Here is a 16,382-nt window from a genome sequence, read left to right on the forward strand (position 1 = left end):
AGTAGGTCTTTGCATTTATCTAAGTCACATTAGTTGTCCTTTTTTTAGGAAACAATTCTTATTCACGAAATTCTGGCATAGGATCAACAGGAACGCGCAGATGAAGCAACAGGTCAGAGACCGATTTATTTATTTAGTCATTACTAGTTATCTAGTCTTGGCGCTTGGCTGGATTTTATTATCCGATGCTGTGTTACTCGTGTTTACTGATCCTCAATCATTGATGCAATTTTCGACCGTAAAAGGCATCTTTTTTGTTGTCGTTTCTGCTGCCTCTTTTTATCTTGCTTTAAGGGCTGTGCCCAATACGGGGACTGCCGCAGGCATTTCAGATGAAACACGGGGCTGGCAAGCGCTTTTACTCAACGCAGTCACACCGACCTATCTATCACGTTTTCGTGTCTACGCCTTATCTATCTTGCTAACCCTCATTATGTATTGGGTTCGGCTTTTGTTGCCCGGGGATGTGCATAGTCATCCAATGCTGATTCTCTATATGCTTCCCATTATTCTAGCGGCCATTTTTGGTGGCTTTGGACCGGGGATAGCATCTACATCCGTTGCTGTTGGATTGCTCATTGTGCCAATGCTCATGCACATGAAACCTTCAGAGTTACCTCCACAATACAGCCTCCAAATTGCCTTTTTATTAGTCAATGGCACGGCGATTAGTGCCTTAACGGGCTTGCTTCGTGAAGCTCTTAAAAGGCTTGAAATTAATCGTCACATTTTAGAATCAATCGTTGCGGGTTCAAAAGACGCCATCCTAGTGAAGAATAAGGAAGGTAAGTATGCGCTGGTGAATCAGGCTGCAGCAACAACGATTGGAAAACCCTCCGCCGATATTATTGGCAAGTTCGATTTTGAAATATTTGATCAAGATACCGCTGCCAGAATGGGCCGGAATGATGCAGAAATGTATGCCCTAGGACAGGTAATCTTAAAAGAAGAAATCGTACGCACGCTTAGTGGCAACATGGCTCATTTTTCATCTGTGATTGGCCCTTTAAAAGATGATCAGGGGAATGTGACCGGCTTATTTGGCATTTGTAGAGATGTCACAAAAGAAAAAGCGGCAGAAAAATTATTGCAAGAACGCGAGCAACGTTTATCTCGGGTGATTGACGGCTCAGAGCAAGGCTACTGGGAGTGGAATATACAGAGTGGCGAAATTGAAGTTAGCACCCGCTGGATGGCCATGCTTGGTTATACTCCCAATGCCTTAGTGATTGATCAACAAATGTGGTTAGACCTTATCCATCCAGATGATGCATCCATGGTTAAGAAGGCTTTTTCAGATCATCTTAATGGCTACTCTCAAGGGGTATTAACTGAGTATCGAATCAGAAAAGTGGATGATTCGTGGCTCTGGATAGTCACAAGAGGCAAGGTCGTAGAGTTTGATGAACTAGGCAAACCGCTATTAATGTCAGGTACAAATGCCGACATTACGCAGCGAAAAGCCGCAGAACAAGCCTTAAGAGAAGTAGCAGTCGTCTTTGATAGTAGCCATGAAGGTATTTTGGTAACGAACCAAGATCGCATCATTACCAAAGTAAACCAAGCTTTTACACGTATTACGGGTTATCAACCAGGCGAGGTCATCGGTCAAAAGCCAAAGCTGCTAGCCTCCGGCCGCCAAAATGCACTTTTCTACCGAGAACTTTGGGAGTCTCTTAAAAAAAATGGGTTCTGGCGCGGTGAACTATGGAACCGCCGTAAATCTGGAGAGATTTATCCAGAGTTACTTTCCATTTCTGTGGTCAAAGACGAAGAAGGAAAGATTAAAAACTACGTGGGTTTCTTCATTGATATTTCAGAACGGAAAATGCATGAAGAAGAACTCGAGCGGGTGGCAAAATACGATAAATTAACGGGTGTGCCAAACCGCCAACTGTTATCTGATCGTTTTACCGACTCTGTCTTACGATCAGCAAAACAAGGGCATACATGCGCGGTTTGTTTCTTGGATTTAGATGACTTCCGACAAATTAACGAATGTTATGGCAACCAAGTTGGTGATCATTTACTTGTTGGTGTCACTGCCAATCTAAATAAGGTATTACGTGCAAATGATACGCTGGCACGTTTGGGTGGCGATGAGTTTGTGCTAGTGCTCTCTGATATTAGCTCGCAAAAAGAATGTGCCTGGATGCTAGAACGCATTCAATCAGCCATTGCGCAACCCGTGATTATCGGTGATTTAGTATTAACTATTACAGCAAGCATTGGCGTGAGTCTATATCCTGAAGATAATGTCGATCCGGACACTTTACTAAGGCATGCCGACCAAGCCATGTTTATGGCAAAAGAGGCAGGTAAGAATCGCTACCAATTGTTTGATCCAGAAAGCGACCGCAAGGCCCAAGCGCAAAAACTCATTCAGCAGCAAATGTTAGAAGCGCTAAATAATGAAGAGTTTGAGTTGTTTTACCAGCCAAAAGTAAACCTTCAATCAAAAGCGATTATTGGCATGGAAGCATTAATTCGTTGGCGCCATCCACTAAAAGGGATTATAAGTCCCGCTGAATTTTTGCCGCACATTCAAGGACATGATTTAGAGGTGACGTTTGGTAATTGGGTGTTAAAAACCGCTGTCAATCAAATGGCTAGTTGGCGCTTAATCGGGCTAGATTTACAAGTGAGTGTCAATATTAGTGCAAGACACTTACTCTACCCCGGGTTTCACGACAAACTAATGAGCCTACTTACCCAATATGGAGATATCCTCCCCCAACGTTTGGAGCTTGAAATTCTAGAATCAGCTGCGATTGAAGATATGGAACAAGCAATTGTTGTTGTTGGAGATTGTCGTCGATTGGGCGTTCGATTTGCGCTAGATGATTTTGGCACCGGCTACTCGTCATTGTCTTACCTACGTCGTCTGCCCGTAGATATTCTAAAAATCGACCAAAGCTTCGTTCGCGATATGCTAACAGATCCCGATGATATGCGGATTGTCGAAGGAGTTATTCAGCTCGCTTCTGTTTTCCATAAAGAGGTGATCGCAGAAGGGGTAGAAACCGTCGCTCATGGTAATTTACTAGAGAGAATGGGTTGTCACCTTGCTCAAGGCTATGGCATCGCAAAACCAATGCCAACTGAAATGGTTGCCGAGTGGTGTCAAGATTGGAATCAACGCTACATGATGTTTAGCTAAGCAACACCGCTACATTTCATGTTAGTTGTTAATCTAGGTAAAACCGCAGTCAGTTTCTTTTTGCTTCGCTAAGCTATCTACATTTCTTGTATTTGATGTGTAGATAGCCCGTGATTAACCAGTTAATTCAACAGGCACAGCAATTTGTGAAAGAAGAGGCTTGGACACAAGCTTCAGCGGCTTTGCAAAAACTGATCCTGTTTTTCCCCAATGAAATTAGCCTGCAGGTAGAGTTAGCATGGGTAGCAGAACAACTCAATGATCTAACACTAGCAAAGGCGGCTTATCTTGCCGCGCTTAAATTACAATCATCCGCTGAGTTATGGATTAATCTGGGTCGTATTTATCTTCAAGAGGCAAACACGGCAGAAGCTACTACGGCCTATCTTTCAGCGATTCAGCACACGCCAGATTCTGCCTTGGCATGGACACATTTAGGGGCTGCTTATCAATACTCAGGGCAATCTCAAAAAGCAGAAGAAGCCTTAAGTAAAGCAATTAAGCTTTCCCCATCACCATCTGCTGCAGAATACAACTTAGGGTATTTATATTTGCAAATGGGGGCGTGGGAAAAAGGATGGCCCTTATTAGAAGCAAGAGACTGGTATAAGCCGTTTGAACAGCATTTTACATTTCCTAAATGGCAGCAATGCTCACTAGAGGGGAAACGTTTACTGATTGTGCCAGAAGCTGGGCATGGCGATCTAATTCAATTCATTCGGTTTATACAGCAAGCAGATGCGCTTGGCGTTAAGCAAATCGATATCTTATGTCATCCAGCATTAGTGACATTATTCCGTATTTGCTTTCCATCTTCTAACATCCTAGATCTTTCATTACCCGTACCGAAAGAAGGTTGGGACTACTGGGTGCCTGCAATTAGCCTAGCAAAGCATTTCAATATATTGCCGGATACTCCCAATTTAAATCGTCCCTATCTATTTCCCATTGCCTCTAAACAAGCTATCCCACATGCACCACTGAAAAAGAATGAAAAGCGAAAAGTAGGCTTAGCATGGCGTGGTAACCCATTATTTGAAAATGATCGCTTCCGTTCGATTCATGATTTTCAGCAAATGAAACAACTTGCCGAGCTTAAAAATGTCACATGGTGCTGTCTACAGCATGATGTCCGTGAAGAAGAGAAACAATGCTTTCACGCGTTAGGGTTGGATATTGACTATCCCATGATTCATGATTTCTTGGATATGGCTAATCAAATGGTGGGATTAGATGTGGTTGTGTCTGTCGATACGGCTGCGGCACATTTGGCTGGGGCAATGGGAAAGCAGACGTACTTGATGCTACCTGCTTATAAAACCGATTGGCGGTGGTTGTTAGGGCGAGAAAGCACGCCCTGGTATCAACAGATGCATCTAATTCGACAATCAAGCGTGGGAGATTGGGAAGGGGTGATACAGGTATTAAGAAATAAACTCTTTTCGATACCCTAAAAAGACAAAAAGGGGCTGATTCTTCATCAGTCCCTCGTCTTCTCAATACAGGGCCATCGGTGCCCGATCTTCTCTTTGGTGTAACTCTACTACATTATATATTGCTTAAATATTATGCATCATCAAGTTGGAAGATGATGTTGACAACAGTGGGTATTGCTTAGAAATTGCTGTACTGGCTATCCCATTTTTTCATGCGATATTCTAGTTCATAAATGTCTTCAGCCTTTGCTAGATAAGCATCACGCGCTTCTCTTTCAGAAACTTCATCAGATTTTAAGATCCAGTTAATAAATGCGATTACTTGTAACATGATTGGCTCCTTGCCTTGTTTGTTGTGCGTTGCATCAATTATTTTACTACAGCGATTTTTAGTCAATATATATTTTGCAGGCTAATAGTTTGTTGGGTAAATGTAACACTTGGTTGAGTTGTTGAGCGCTGAATAATTGAAAACTGAAATTTCTTTTTATAAATGCTGTTTTGACATCCTTTTTTACAAAAAGACCTGAACCACATTGGCATACACGAGTCATAATTAACAATGAAAAAGATGTATGTCTTCGAGCCGTTAGTTGTTACGCCAAAGGGAGTTTAAATAATGAATCGACGCGATTTTATTGCCGCCACCGCGGTGACAGGCTTTGCCGCAGCCGTTACCCCAATTTCAGCCGCTAGCTTAGTGACGACGCCTTCTGATGGTTTAGATGCTGCGTGGACAAATATTTCAGTGGATGGTTTTTCATTGCCTGTATATGTCGCTAAGCCAGCTGGTAAATCGAATTTGCCAATTATCTTAGTGACATCAGAAATCTTTGGTGTGCATGAGCACATTGCAGACGTTGCAAGACGCTTTGCGAAGCAAGGCTATCTAGCCCTTGCGCCTGAGCTGTTTATCCGTCAGGGCGATGTCAAAACCATTAGCGACATTCCAACGCTGATGAGCACTGTGATTACTAAGGTGCCAGATAATCAAGTGATGCGAGATTTGGATGTCTGCGTGGAATGGGCGCAAGCAAATGGCGGCGACAGCAACCGCTTGGCGATTACTGGTTTCTGCTGGGGTGGTCGTATTACTTGGCTTTATAGTGCACACAACCCAAAAGTAAAAGCGGGTGTGGCATGGTATGGCAAACTAGTTGGGCAAATTAGCGAGCTTAACCCTAAGCAGCCAGTAGACATTGCAGCGCAACTCACCGTTCCAGTGCTAGGGCTTTATGGTGGGAAAGACACTGGTATTCCATTAGATACCGTTGAACAAATGCAAGGCTTATTAAAAGAAGGAAAGAGTGGTTCCGAGTTTGTGATTTATCCAGATGCCGGCCATGCTTTCCATGCAGACTATCGTCCAAGTTATTTAGAAAGTGCAGCAAAAGACGGTTGGACACGATGCTTGGCATGGCTAAAAGCACATGGAGCGGCATAAGGCGAATGCAAGCTTATGAATATATGATCGAGATGTGGAGAGACGGCCTAGTTACAGAGGCCGTTTTTTCTGAATGGTTAGCGGCATACCTTAAAGTAAATGAAGCGAACGCGCCATTATTAAAGCATCTGCAAATCACACTAAATGAGCATGGCCATTTTAATGGTCCGCTATTAAGTAAAGCCTTAGCCGATTTTGCCATTCAACCAGTGTCATTTTTTGATCGCTTAGCCATACAAATGTATTGCGTGCCATCAGACGCAATTGAAAATGAGTTATTAGCTTGGATCATCCAGCATGCGGGTGATGCGAGTTGCCCACCTGATATCCGAAGTGCAGCGCTAAGAGCGGAGCATTATTGGCTAGATAATCTAGATCGGCATAAGGCCATTTTAGAAATCCAATCTGCCTTAGCTAATCACCAGCTACATTTAAAAGCAAAATTAGCCGTAATGAAAGAGGCGTTGGGTGCTGGCATCGCTTTTGATCAGCGTGAAGCGGTGTTTAGAGAACCGATGCAAACAAAAGAATGCCTATCCCATCGGATTGGTTGGGAAGGTTAAGCAACATGGCGCGTTGATCACACGCCATGTTTCGCTTGATTAATTCAAGACTAATTCAAGACTTTAAGCAGTTCAACTTCAAATGTCAGTGTGGCATTTGGCGGAATTACATTACCGGCACCTGCCGCACCATAAGCAATCGATGGTGGGCAAACAAGCTTCGCTTTTCCGCCTTCTTTCATCTTGCCTACGCCTTCAGTCCAGCAAGGAATCACTTGGTCTAAAGGAAAGCTGGCGGCTTCCCCACGCTTGTAAGAGCTATCAAACTCGACGCCATTGGCTAATACACCACGATATTGCACTTTGACCATCGAATTAGCTTTTGGCTGTTTGCCAGAACCATCTTTCAGCGATTGGTAAATCAAGCCAGAAGGAAACTTCTGTGCAGGTGCGGCAATAGAAAGCAGTGGGAGAGCCAATAGGGTAAGCGCTAAAACACGTTTCATACGAATTTCCTTAAATTACAAAATAAAAGCCAGCACAATGAAAACACTGTACTGGCTTTGGTCAAGCTATTGGGCAAAAGCTTATTCTACTTTTGCACCTTTCTTCACATCTTCCAAGAATTTTTGAATTTGTTCTTGTTGAAGTTGTTGTTGAATCTGGCCTTTTGTCTCTTCATAAGAAGGGATTGGTTGTGCTTTGATGTCATCTACCTGAATCAAGTGCCAGCCGAATTGGGTCTTGATTGGTGCATCGCTAATTTTGCCTTTTGGCATTTTACGCAATGCATCTGCAAATTCTTTTACATAATTGCCTGGTGCTGCATAGTCAAGTTGACCACCATTAACAGCAGAACCTTTATCAATTGAGTATTTCTTCGCTAGCTCAGCAAAGTTAGCGCCTTTTTTCAACTGAGCAACTAGGTCTTTCGCTTCTTTTTCTGATTTCACCAAAATATGGCGTGCTTTGTAAAGCTTTTCTGCACCAGCAGCTTCTTTTTCCCACTCTGGTTTTAGCTTGTCGTATTGTGCTTTAACCGCTACTTCAGTAATTGGGTTTTTACCTAGGTAATCTTGAACATAGGCTTGTGCCAATAGATTGATTTTTGCAACTTCCATTTGTTCAATGAACGCTGGTTGTTTGTCAAAGCCTGCTTCCGTTGCTTTCTGAGATAGGGCAACAGTCATTACCAAGCGGTCTTTAATTGATGCACGTAGCTCAGGGGTATCTTGCTGACCACGAGCAACAGCTTCTTTTACCATTGCTTCTAAACGAGCTTCAGGTACAACAACACCGTTTACTTTCACGTCTGCAGCGTTGGCAACCGACAAAATGCCTGCTGATAGTGCGACTGCCAATAGGGTTTTACGCATTATTATTCCACTCCAGGGAAGTTAATTGTTCATCTGACTTTTATGAAGCGAGTTCAGATATTTCAAACATCAAAAAGCTAAGATTTTCACACCGCAGTTATAGTTCCGTCGGTGTATAAGCTGTAATGCTAAGAGCATGTATTGTAGCTGGAATTAAGTCCTTAAAACAATCTAACACCATACGGTGTCTAGCCAATCTACTTTTTCCTTCAAAAGCAGCAGAGACCACTGTCAGAAAATAATGCCCACCACCATTACTACCTGCATGACCAATATGTGAGCCGCTATCATCCGTTAAGGTAAAACTCTCTGGCGATAAAACAGCTAATCGATCTTTAAATAATGTTTCTACTTGATCACTCAAGGAAGTACTTTCTTGAACGGTTTAACAGTTACTTTGGCATACACGCCAGCTTCAATATATGGGTCAGTATCCGCCCAAGCTTGTGCGTCTGCTAAAGAAGCAAATTCAGCAATCACAACACTCCCTGTAAAGCCAGCTGCACCAGGATCATTGCTATCAATTGCAGGGTTAGGGCCTGCAACTAATAGGCGATTTTCATCTGCTAATGCTTGTAAACGGGCTAGGTGAGCAGGGCGCACAGATAGTCTTTTTTCAAGACTGTTTTCAATATCTTCGCCAACAATGCTATATAACATGAGGTCTTCTTTCTCAAAATTCAATGTTTCAAAACACTAGTAATAGAAATTTTTACTTTTTTATATCACTAGTTAACGTAGCCTTTTATGCACTTGGCGGTTCTGTTGGCTTCGCTTCTTGAATGTATTTAGCAAGATATAAGCCCTGTGCAATCATAAATACCAGCGTTAATCCTAGTACGCCAAATAACTTGAAGTTCACCCAAAAAGACTCCGGATAGTTAGATGCCACATACAAATTGGCACCACCCATCACCACAAAGAAAATCGCCCAAACCAGATTCAGCGATCCCCATACTTTTTCTGGCAGGGAAATCTGCTGCTTCATCATGAGTTCAATGAGGTTTCTGTGGAAAAGATATTTCGCAACAAGAAGGGCTGCCGCGAATCCCCAGTAAAGAATACTAGGCTTCCACATGATGAAAGATTTGTTATGAAAAAGCAGTGTGGCACCACCCATGACAGTCACTAGGCCTGTACTAAACCACAGTGCACCGTCTACTTTTTTCTTGCGAAGTGTTAGCCAAATGATTTGCGCAATGGAGGCGGCGATAGTGACACCAGTTGCGATATAAATATTTTGGTTCGTAAATTTATAGGCAACAAAAAACAGAATAACCGGAAATAAATCAAAAAGAATTTTCATTGTATGTATCAGTATGACGAATTAACTATCAGCTGTATCTTTAGCAAGGCTGGATTGGGCATAGGGTTCTGCCGCACTGATTGTCCATGGTTCTTTTAATGCGTCAGCTACCCATTCTTGCATACTTGGGTGAGACAACAAGGTATTTAAATAAGTTTCCGCTTCAGTAGGGAGTTTCACGCCGTAAGTTTTAAACCGGAAAGCAATTGGTGCGTACATCGCATCCGCAATCGAAAACTGGCCGAATAGCCATGGGCCAGCAGCCCCGTGCTTTTGACGGCAATCCTGCCAGATTGTCACAATACGGTCGATATCTTTTTGGACATCGTTTGATAAACCTTCGCCCGGATAGCTGCCTTTTACATTCATGGGCATGTGTTGACGCACGGACATAAATCCAGAATGCATTTCTGCACTAACAGATCGTGCAACTGCGCGTGCAGCACTGTCTTTTGGCCATAAACCTAAAGTTGGAAATTGCTCGGCTAGATATTCGCAAATAGCCAATGAATCATTTACTAATAATGAGTCATCTTTTAGGAGTGGCACTTTTCCGCTTGGTGACACATTGCGTAGGCTCACCGTACCTTCAGGCGTGTATAACGGAATCATCTGTTCTTTAAAAGGAATGCCAAAATGCGCCATGACTAGCCATGGGCGTAATGACCAAGAAGAATAGTTTTTGTTTCCGATATAAAGTGTCAGCATGTAATGGCCTAATTGTGCAATCGTCGTATCATTTGTGTTAGCAAAATACTATAACATGCTTAATCGCTTTGCATAACAAAATGGCCTGCATATCGCAGGCCATTTTGTATCTCACTTAGTCAAAAAATTGACGGGTGAATTAGATGCCACGTAGTAATTCGTTAATACCTACTTTACCGCGTGTTTTTGCATCTACTTTCTTCACAATCACTGCGCAGTATAGGCTGTATGAACCATCTGCAGATGGAAGGTTGCCACTCACTACGACAGAACCTGCTGGCACACGGCCGTAAGTCACTTCACCCGTTTCACGATCGTAAATTTTGGTGCTTTGACCAATGTATACGCCCATAGAAATCACTGCACCTTCTTCAACAATCACGCCTTCAACGATTTCAGAACGTGCGCCAATGAAGCAGTTGTCTTCAATAATGGTTGGGTTTGCTTGTAGCGGCTCCAAAACACCACCGATACCAACGCCACCAGACAAGTGAACGTTTTTACCGATCTGAGCGCAACTACCAACGGTTGCCCATGTGTCTACCATGGTGCCTTCATCCACATAAGCACCGATGTTAACGTAAGAAGGCATCAATACAGCGTTTTTCGCAATGAAAGAACCTTTACGCGCTACTGCTGGTGGCACTACACGGTAGCCACCTTGTTTGAAGTCTGCTGTAGAGTAGTCTGCAAACTTGTTATCTACTTTATCGAAATAGCGGTTATAGCCATCTGACATGACTTCATTGTCGCGAATACGGAATGAAAGTAGCACCGCTTTTTTAACCCACTGATTAACAACCCATTCGCCAGTTGTTTTTTCTGCTACACGCAAGCTGCCACGGTCTAATTCGCCAACAACTTGTTCAATTGCGCTTTTCAATTCAGGGCTAACAGTCGCTGGGGTGATATTTGCGCGATCTTCGAAAGCGGCTTCAATCACTGCTTGCAATGGATGTTGGTGGCTAGGTGTGATTTTTACATCAACAGACATGGTTAACTCCAAAAATAATATTGCGCCATTCTATTTGGCAAAGTGCTTGTTCACTCGCTTGAACTAACGACATCGTTTCTCAAGCGTGCATGATTAATCGTGGGGGCTTTGTCTTCAAAGAAGTTAATTTAAGCTAACCCTAGTCGTCTTCACATAAAAGCTGGGGGCAAATCTTTTGTAGACTGACATCGCCCAAACAACACATGAAAACGAGTACTACAGAATAATCCAAGATTATATGTGTCTTTTGCGATTTTGCTAAATACATTTATTTAGAGATCACTATCCGTGAGTCGCAATTGGAATAATTGCGTGCGAAAATCCGCACGGGCAAGATGAGGCATAAAAACAAGGTGATAAGAATGAATGCACGGTCAAACCGTCAAATTGGAATACTTGGCTTGCTATTTGCAGCAGCCCTATGGGGGGCTATGTGGTACCCGTATCGATGGTTGCATACGCAAGGTTTAACCATGGACCTTGCCCAGATTGCAAATTACGTGATTGCTATCTTGATTGGCGGAGTACTTCTTTTTGGCGTACTTAAACGTCCATGGGAGTTTAACTGGCGCGTTGCCTTAATGGGGCTTTCTGCCGGCTGGTCTAATGTGAGCTATGTATTTGCCGTGCTTCACGGTGAAGTCATGAGAATAAGTCTCCTTTTTTACTTGGCACCAGTATGGACGCTTATCTTGGCTTGGATTTTTCTAGGTGAAAAGCCGAATAAGTTCGGCTGGCTAGTGTTTGCATTTTCATTTGCTGGTGCTGCATGCATGCTATGGCAACCATCCCTTGGTTTACCGTTGCCGCAAACTGAATATGAGTGGGCGGCTTTATCAGGCGGTGTATGTTTTGCTTTAAATAACGTGCAATCTAGGCAAATTCCGCATATCGACCCTGCGGTTAAATCGTTTAGTGTGTGGTGTGGTTGCCTGCTAATGGCTGTTGGCGCCATGTTTCTGTTTGATGGGCAACCCGCAAAATTGCTGGATCTAAGTGCCTCTGTTTGGCTAGTCCTGCTCTTAATTGGCGGCGCTTTGGTAATTGCGAGTTTGGGAATGCAGTTTGCACTCCGCTACATTGGCGCAACAGAGGCAATGGTGATTATGTTGTTTGAACTGGTGGTGGCTGCAGTATCTGCCTGGTGGTTGGCAGGGGAGGTGTTGTCACTGAGAGAATGGACTGGTGGCGCAATGATCCTCGCGGGTAGTTTGTTCTCCGGACAATTGGCGCACACAGAAGAAGAGCATGCTTAAGCTATTTAGATTGCTGATCTCGCAACTGTTTTCTGTGCTCTTTAAAGAGTAACTGACCAAGCCAGTGATCTTCATCATCTGTTAGTGGGGCAAATTGAATAAACTGAGTTCCTTGCTCATGTTGTCCGAACTGTCCTTGGAATGTAATAGGAAGCGGGATAGAAGGGGCTAGAAAAAGTGAAATCTGGCAGGTGCCTTCCGTCGGTTGAGGGGCTGGTATCCAAATCCCCGACCTTCCTAAGCGGATGTTTTCGGCGATTGGCAGCGGGGATTGCTGCAGGCTAATTTGGCCCAGTAGCAAAAGAATTAAATCTAGTTTGCCTTCAATGCGGGTTTCTTCATCTTTATTTGACTCATAATGATCTTTAATTTCATTGCTGAGTTGAGCAAATGCTTTTAACAGCTGCAGGTTATTAGATGATTGCAGTGTTTTCAGTGTAGGAGCGGAGACAACATAAGAGCATCTCAGCGGAATGAATAAGTCATTGTTTTGCATGGTGAGAGATTATAGCGAAATCTTCTAAATCTGTTTCAATAAACTGTTTGTCATTTCTTTGAAATAGCATAGTCTATCGGTGTTTATTATCAATTAAGTAGCACGTCGTACGAAGATTATTGTGCATCTAAAGCAAATCAAACTCGCTGGTTTTAAATCGTTTGTTGATCCTATGCAGATTCATTTGCAAGGACAACTCGTTGCCGTGGTGGGGCCGAACGGTTGTGGCAAGTCGAATATTATGGATGCTGTTCGTTGGGTCTTGGGCGAATCCTCTGCGAAGCAATTACGCGGGGAGTCCATGCAAGATGTGATTTTCAATGGCAGTAATACCCGTAAACCTTTATCACGTGCGAGTGTTGAATTAGTTTTTGATAACACCCTTCAACGTGTCACGGGCCCTTGGTCTCCTTATACCGAAATCTCCATCAAACGCACTTTGCTGCGAGATGGCACTTCCTCTTATTACATTAATCAGCAAGCGGTTAGACGGCGTGATATTACTGATTTGTTTTTAGGAACAGGTGTTGGTGCTCGTGGATATGCGGTGATCGAACAGGGAATGATCTCTCGGATTATCGATGCAAGGCCTGAAGAGTTGCGTGGCTACCTAGAAGAGGCTGCTGGGATTTCGAAGTATCGGGAGCGTCGAAAAGAAACCACCAGCCGCTTACACGATTCGAATGAAAATTTACTTCGGCTAAATGATATTAGGCACGAACTGCATCAACAAATCGAACGGCTAGAAAAACAGGCAGAAGCAGCAAAGGCCTATCGACAGATACAAACAGAAATTCACCAAACAGAACGTTTGTATTCCTTATCGATGTACCAACAATTACGAGCCAAGATCCAACAAAACAAAGCGATGTTGGCGAGCCTGTTGATGCAAAAAACGAAGTTGGATTCCGAACTCACTCGGCTAGATGGCATTTTACTTCAGGGCAAACAGCAGGAGTTCGAGTTAAACCAAGCACAGCACGAGCAGCAATCCGAATTGTTCCGGATCAACAACGCATTATCCCTGCTAGAACAAGAAAAGCAGCTGTCACAACAATTGCTGACGCAATTGCAAGAAAGACTGACGCAGGCGGAAACTCAAATTGCTAACTTAAATCAAAAATTACAGCAGTGGAAAGAAGAGAAAGAGGCTGTTTTACAGCAAATACATGATGAAAAACAAACCCTGCAAGACGAAGAAATGTCTTATGCAGCGGTTCAATTGCAACTGTCCGCGCTGACCCAAGCCCTGCAGCAATTATCTGAAGAGAAGCAGGCGTTGACGATGGCCCTAAATCAGCGCCAATCTACCTTAGCGGCAAATAACAACCAGCTGCAACGATTAAAGAACAAACAAGAAACGCTTGCTAGCCAACTTCTCAAAGTGAATGAGGTTTTAGAAAAACAACCTCCAGCAAATGACGAGATGCTAGTGCTAAGCCAGCAACGTAATCACAATCAGGATGAAATACGGTTAGTAGATATAGCGTTAGAAGATATACATGCGAACTTGGCTAACCTTGAGCGAGAAAAGCAGCAAGCACAAACGAATTATCTGGAGGCCAAGCATCAGTTATCTACCTTGCAGGCCAAAAAAGAGAGTCTAGACTCCTTAAAACAAATGGTCGCAGGTGGAAGCCAAATTCATGGGTGGTGGTCTGATAACTATCCTGATGCGCCTGCTTTATGGTCAGTTTTAGCGGTGGAAGAGGGGTATTCGACGGCTGTTAATGCCGTTTTAAATGATTGGTTATATGCTCGCCCCTTGTTGTCCAATTGGAAAATCCCAGACCAAATCCCGCCTGGTTTGACGAAGTGGGTACGTGAGTTAGATGCAGATATAGTTAGTGAAGTAGAAACTAATATTCCCTTTCCTATCATGCCGCTCGCTAGTGTTATTCGCTGTGAGCATCTCCTTTTTCATCCTTTTGTTTCTGCTATGGTGCGTGATGTGTTTTTGGCAGCTTTGCAAGACGCACAGATTGGCTATGCGCAATTGCCTCCTCATGTCCGGTTAGTGACAAAAGAAGGGTGGATTTTTTCGAGCACGACGATTCAATATTTTCCAGAGCAAGCAGAAACCAAGCTCATTGATTATCCAAGGTTAATAAGCGCCTTGGAAAAAGAAATGCCTATTTTGCAAGCACAAGTCGATCAACATCATCTGGACCTTCAAGCGCTAGATGCACGTATTCAATCTGCGAGAGAGAGTGAGCAATCCTTTCGAACAAAACGACGAGACATCCAAGCGAAAATTATTAAACTGGATGGGCAAATCGAGCGCATGACAGCGGAAGAGAAGAAAGCAGAATTTGCAAAACAACAAATGCTGCATGAAAAAATCGAATTAACTTCTTCTATCGAATGGACTTTGCAAGAAATAGCGCAACTCAATATAGAAGCAGGTGCGTTTGAGCATTTGGATGCTGAACGTACGTTAGTGCAGCAGGCAACTGAGAAGTACCAGCAATTATTAGCGCAGGTAGAAGCACTGAAAAAAACGGACCGTCAACAGCAGCAGGATGTGATGCAACGCAAAGGTCAGATCGACCGTTTAACCATGCGTTTAGCACATATTGAAGAAAGACTAGTCGAATCCTCGCAATCCCTCGAATTACTTGCCGATACGAAGATCGAATTGTTAGAAGAAAAACTGTCTGTTGAAGGAAGTGATAATCGAACAAAGGTTGAAGAAACCCTAGCAGAACAAGGAAATGCAGAGAGCGGATTGGCCGTGATTCGACAATCTATTGTAGTGTTGCATGAATCCTTACTGTTAGCGGAAAAGGATAAGGCTGTATTTGTAGAGCAATTAAAGCCAATTGACGCCCAAATAAAGCAGATCGAAATTCAGTTAACAGCAGATGAGCAAAGGGTTGCGGAATTAACCGCCCAAAATGAAGTTGAGGTTAGCCAATTAAATGAAGAAGCACTGCAATTAGTTGGATCGTTGTCTGCCGAGCAATTGGCAGCTAAGTTGCCTAAGTTACAGAGGTCGCTACTGCAACTCGGCGCAGTCAATCTTGCTGCTTTAGATGAGTTGGCCGATACCATTGCAAGGCAGGGCTATTTAGATGCGCAAGTGAATGATATCAATCAAGCAATTGATACGCTTGAAGCAGCCATTCGTAAAATTGATCGTGAAACAAGAGCACTATTAAAGGAAACTTTTGAGCAGGTGAACCAGTCTTTGAGTGCGTTATTCCCCTTACTCTTTGGCGGCGGTGTCGCACGGCTTAGCTTTTCAGGTGATGAAATTTTAGACGCAGGCATTCTATTTACCGCGCAACCACCAGGAAAGAAAAATAGCTCTATTCAATTACTTTCCGGTGGCGAGAAGGCCTTAACTGCGTTAGCGCTCGTTTTTGCACTCTTCCAGCTGAATCCTGCTCCATTTTGCTTATTGGATGAAGTGGATGCACCATTAGATGATGCAAATACTGGACGATTTGCAGAAATGGTCAAACATATGTCTAAAGCAACCCAGTTTTTGTTTATCAGTCATAACCGAATTACCATGGAAATGGCAAATCAACTAGTGGGGGTGACAATGCAAGAGCAAGGGGTTTCTCGAATTGTGACGGTGGATATGGAAAAAGCGCTTACATTTAGCGAAGAAGGTGCATGACGATTGATTTTGTGACTGTGCAATTTAGCGGTGGTTAGGCTAAAATGCAGTAAAAATCCGTAAAGTGACTTGGCA

15 protein-coding genes are annotated in these 16,382 nt (G+C 43.3%); 6 read left to right on the forward strand and 9 right to left on the reverse strand.

The window, feature by feature from the left end; all coding sequences use genetic code 11:
• The first annotated feature begins 100 nt into the window (after positions 1-100).
• Positions 101-3,160: an EAL domain-containing protein gene (locus LIN78_RS01390; protein WP_227177725.1), complete on the forward strand. Its 3,060-nt coding sequence runs from the start codon at positions 101-103 to the stop codon at positions 3,158-3,160.
• A 110-nt stretch (positions 3,161-3,270) separates the two neighbouring features.
• Positions 3,271-4,614, forward strand: coding sequence for a tetratricopeptide repeat protein (locus LIN78_RS01395; RefSeq protein ID WP_227177727.1), 1,344 nt, complete (start codon positions 3,271-3,273; stop codon positions 4,612-4,614).
• A gap of 160 nt (positions 4,615-4,774) precedes the next feature.
• Here the strand turns inward: LIN78_RS01395 and LIN78_RS01400 are convergent, their stop codons facing one another.
• Positions 4,775-4,927 carry a DUF3563 family protein gene (locus LIN78_RS01400; RefSeq protein ID WP_227177729.1) on the reverse strand — a complete coding sequence of 51 codons (153 nt, stop codon included), beginning with the start codon at positions 4,925-4,927 and terminating at the stop codon, positions 4,775-4,777.
• Between the two features lie 288 nt (positions 4,928-5,215).
• On the opposite strand from LIN78_RS01400, the gene LIN78_RS01405 reads away from it, so the two are divergent.
• Both LIN78_RS01405 and LIN78_RS01410 read left to right on the forward strand, forming a co-directional pair.
• A complete protein-coding gene (locus LIN78_RS01405) occupies positions 5,216-6,040 on the forward strand; it encodes a dienelactone hydrolase family protein (protein WP_227177731.1) in 825 nt (274 codons plus the stop codon).
• A 5-nt stretch (positions 6,041-6,045) separates the two neighbouring features.
• The gene (locus tag LIN78_RS01410; protein ID WP_227177733.1) at positions 6,046-6,603 is read left to right on the forward strand and encodes a hypothetical protein; all 558 of its coding nucleotides are present in this window, start codon (positions 6,046-6,048) and stop codon (positions 6,601-6,603) included.
• Positions 6,604-6,653: 50 nt separating this feature from the next.
• Here the strand turns inward: LIN78_RS01410 and LIN78_RS01415 are convergent, their stop codons facing one another.
• From LIN78_RS01415 to dapD, 7 genes are all read right to left on the reverse strand, one after another.
• On the reverse strand, positions 6,654-7,049 hold the full coding sequence (locus tag LIN78_RS01415) for an FKBP-type peptidyl-prolyl cis-trans isomerase (RefSeq protein ID WP_227177734.1): 396 nt from the start codon (positions 7,047-7,049) through the stop codon (positions 6,654-6,656).
• Positions 7,050-7,130: 81 nt separating this feature from the next.
• Positions 7,131-7,919, reverse strand: coding sequence for a peptidylprolyl isomerase (locus LIN78_RS01420; RefSeq protein ID WP_227177736.1), 789 nt, complete (start codon positions 7,917-7,919; stop codon positions 7,131-7,133).
• A 97-nt stretch (positions 7,920-8,016) separates the two neighbouring features.
• Positions 8,017-8,283: a BolA family protein gene (locus LIN78_RS01425; protein WP_227177739.1), complete on the reverse strand. Its 267-nt coding sequence runs from the start codon at positions 8,281-8,283 to the stop codon at positions 8,017-8,019.
• Positions 8,280-8,579: a YciI family protein gene (locus LIN78_RS01430; protein ID WP_227177741.1), complete on the reverse strand. Its 300-nt coding sequence runs from the start codon at positions 8,577-8,579 to the stop codon at positions 8,280-8,282. The genes LIN78_RS01425 and LIN78_RS01430 overlap by 4 nt, the downstream gene beginning before the upstream one ends.
• 85 nt (positions 8,580-8,664) lie before the next feature.
• Complete coding sequence (locus LIN78_RS01435) at positions 8,665-9,225, reverse strand: septation protein A (protein ID WP_227177743.1); 561 nt, start codon at positions 9,223-9,225, stop codon at positions 8,665-8,667.
• Positions 9,226-9,246: 21 nt separating this feature from the next.
• On the reverse strand, positions 9,247-9,933 hold the full coding sequence (locus LIN78_RS01440; protein ID WP_227177745.1) for a glutathione S-transferase family protein: 687 nt from the start codon (positions 9,931-9,933) through the stop codon (positions 9,247-9,249).
• Positions 9,934-10,072: 139 nt separating this feature from the next.
• The gene (gene dapD / locus LIN78_RS01445) at positions 10,073-10,927 is read right to left on the reverse strand and encodes a 2,3,4,5-tetrahydropyridine-2,6-dicarboxylate N-succinyltransferase (protein WP_227177747.1); all 855 of its coding nucleotides are present in this window, start codon (positions 10,925-10,927) and stop codon (positions 10,073-10,075) included.
• Between the two features lie 362 nt (positions 10,928-11,289).
• Between dapD and LIN78_RS01450 the strand changes: the two genes are divergently transcribed.
• A complete protein-coding gene (locus LIN78_RS01450; protein ID WP_227177749.1) occupies positions 11,290-12,183 on the forward strand; it encodes a DMT family transporter in 894 nt (297 codons plus the stop codon).
• A gap of 1 nt (position 12,184) precedes the next feature.
• Here LIN78_RS01450 and LIN78_RS01455 read toward each other — a convergent pair whose 3' ends face one another.
• A complete protein-coding gene (locus tag LIN78_RS01455) occupies positions 12,185-12,679 on the reverse strand; it encodes a PilZ domain-containing protein (RefSeq protein ID WP_227177751.1) in 495 nt (164 codons plus the stop codon).
• A gap of 121 nt (positions 12,680-12,800) precedes the next feature.
• Between LIN78_RS01455 and smc the strand changes: the two genes are divergently transcribed.
• Positions 12,801-16,307 carry a chromosome segregation protein SMC gene (gene smc, locus LIN78_RS01460; RefSeq protein WP_227177753.1) on the forward strand — a complete coding sequence of 1,169 codons (3,507 nt, stop codon included), beginning with the start codon at positions 12,801-12,803 and terminating at the stop codon, positions 16,305-16,307.
• Positions 16,308-16,382 lie beyond the last annotated feature (75 nt).

The sequence above is a fragment of the Leeia speluncae genome, from assembly GCF_020564625.1.
Classification (GTDB): domain Bacteria; phylum Pseudomonadota; class Gammaproteobacteria; order Burkholderiales; family Leeiaceae; genus Leeia; species Leeia speluncae.

Excerpts from the sequence above, each read along its gene's own strand:
- LIN78_RS01390 (WP_227177725.1), top strand. The coding sequence starts at position 101 with ATGAAGCAACAGGTCAGAGACCGATTTATTTATTTAGTCATTACTAGT.
- LIN78_RS01400 (WP_227177729.1), bottom strand. The coding sequence starts at position 4,927 with ATGTTACAAGTAATCGCATTTATTAACTGGATCTTAAAATCTGATGAA.
- LIN78_RS01405 (WP_227177731.1), top strand. The coding sequence starts at position 5,216 with ATGAATCGACGCGATTTTATTGCCGCCACCGCGGTGACAGGCTTTGCC.
- LIN78_RS01410 (WP_227177733.1), top strand. The coding sequence starts at position 6,046 with ATGCAAGCTTATGAATATATGATCGAGATGTGGAGAGACGGCCTAGTT.
- LIN78_RS01415 (WP_227177734.1), bottom strand. The coding sequence starts at position 7,049 with ATGAAACGTGTTTTAGCGCTTACCCTATTGGCTCTCCCACTGCTTTCT.
- LIN78_RS01420 (WP_227177736.1), bottom strand. The coding sequence starts at position 7,919 with ATGCGTAAAACCCTATTGGCAGTCGCACTATCAGCAGGCATTTTGTCG.
- LIN78_RS01430 (WP_227177741.1), bottom strand. The coding sequence starts at position 8,579 with ATGTTATATAGCATTGTTGGCGAAGATATTGAAAACAGTCTTGAAAAA.
- LIN78_RS01435 (WP_227177743.1), bottom strand. The coding sequence starts at position 9,225 with ATGAAAATTCTTTTTGATTTATTTCCGGTTATTCTGTTTTTTGTTGCC.
- LIN78_RS01440 (WP_227177745.1), bottom strand. The coding sequence starts at position 9,933 with ATGCTGACACTTTATATCGGAAACAAAAACTATTCTTCTTGGTCATTA.
- dapD (WP_227177747.1), bottom strand. The coding sequence starts at position 10,927 with ATGTCTGTTGATGTAAAAATCACACCTAGCCACCAACATCCATTGCAA.
- LIN78_RS01450 (WP_227177749.1), top strand. The coding sequence starts at position 11,290 with ATGAATGCACGGTCAAACCGTCAAATTGGAATACTTGGCTTGCTATTT.
- LIN78_RS01455 (WP_227177751.1), bottom strand. The coding sequence starts at position 12,679 with ATGCAAAACAATGACTTATTCATTCCGCTGAGATGCTCTTATGTTGTC.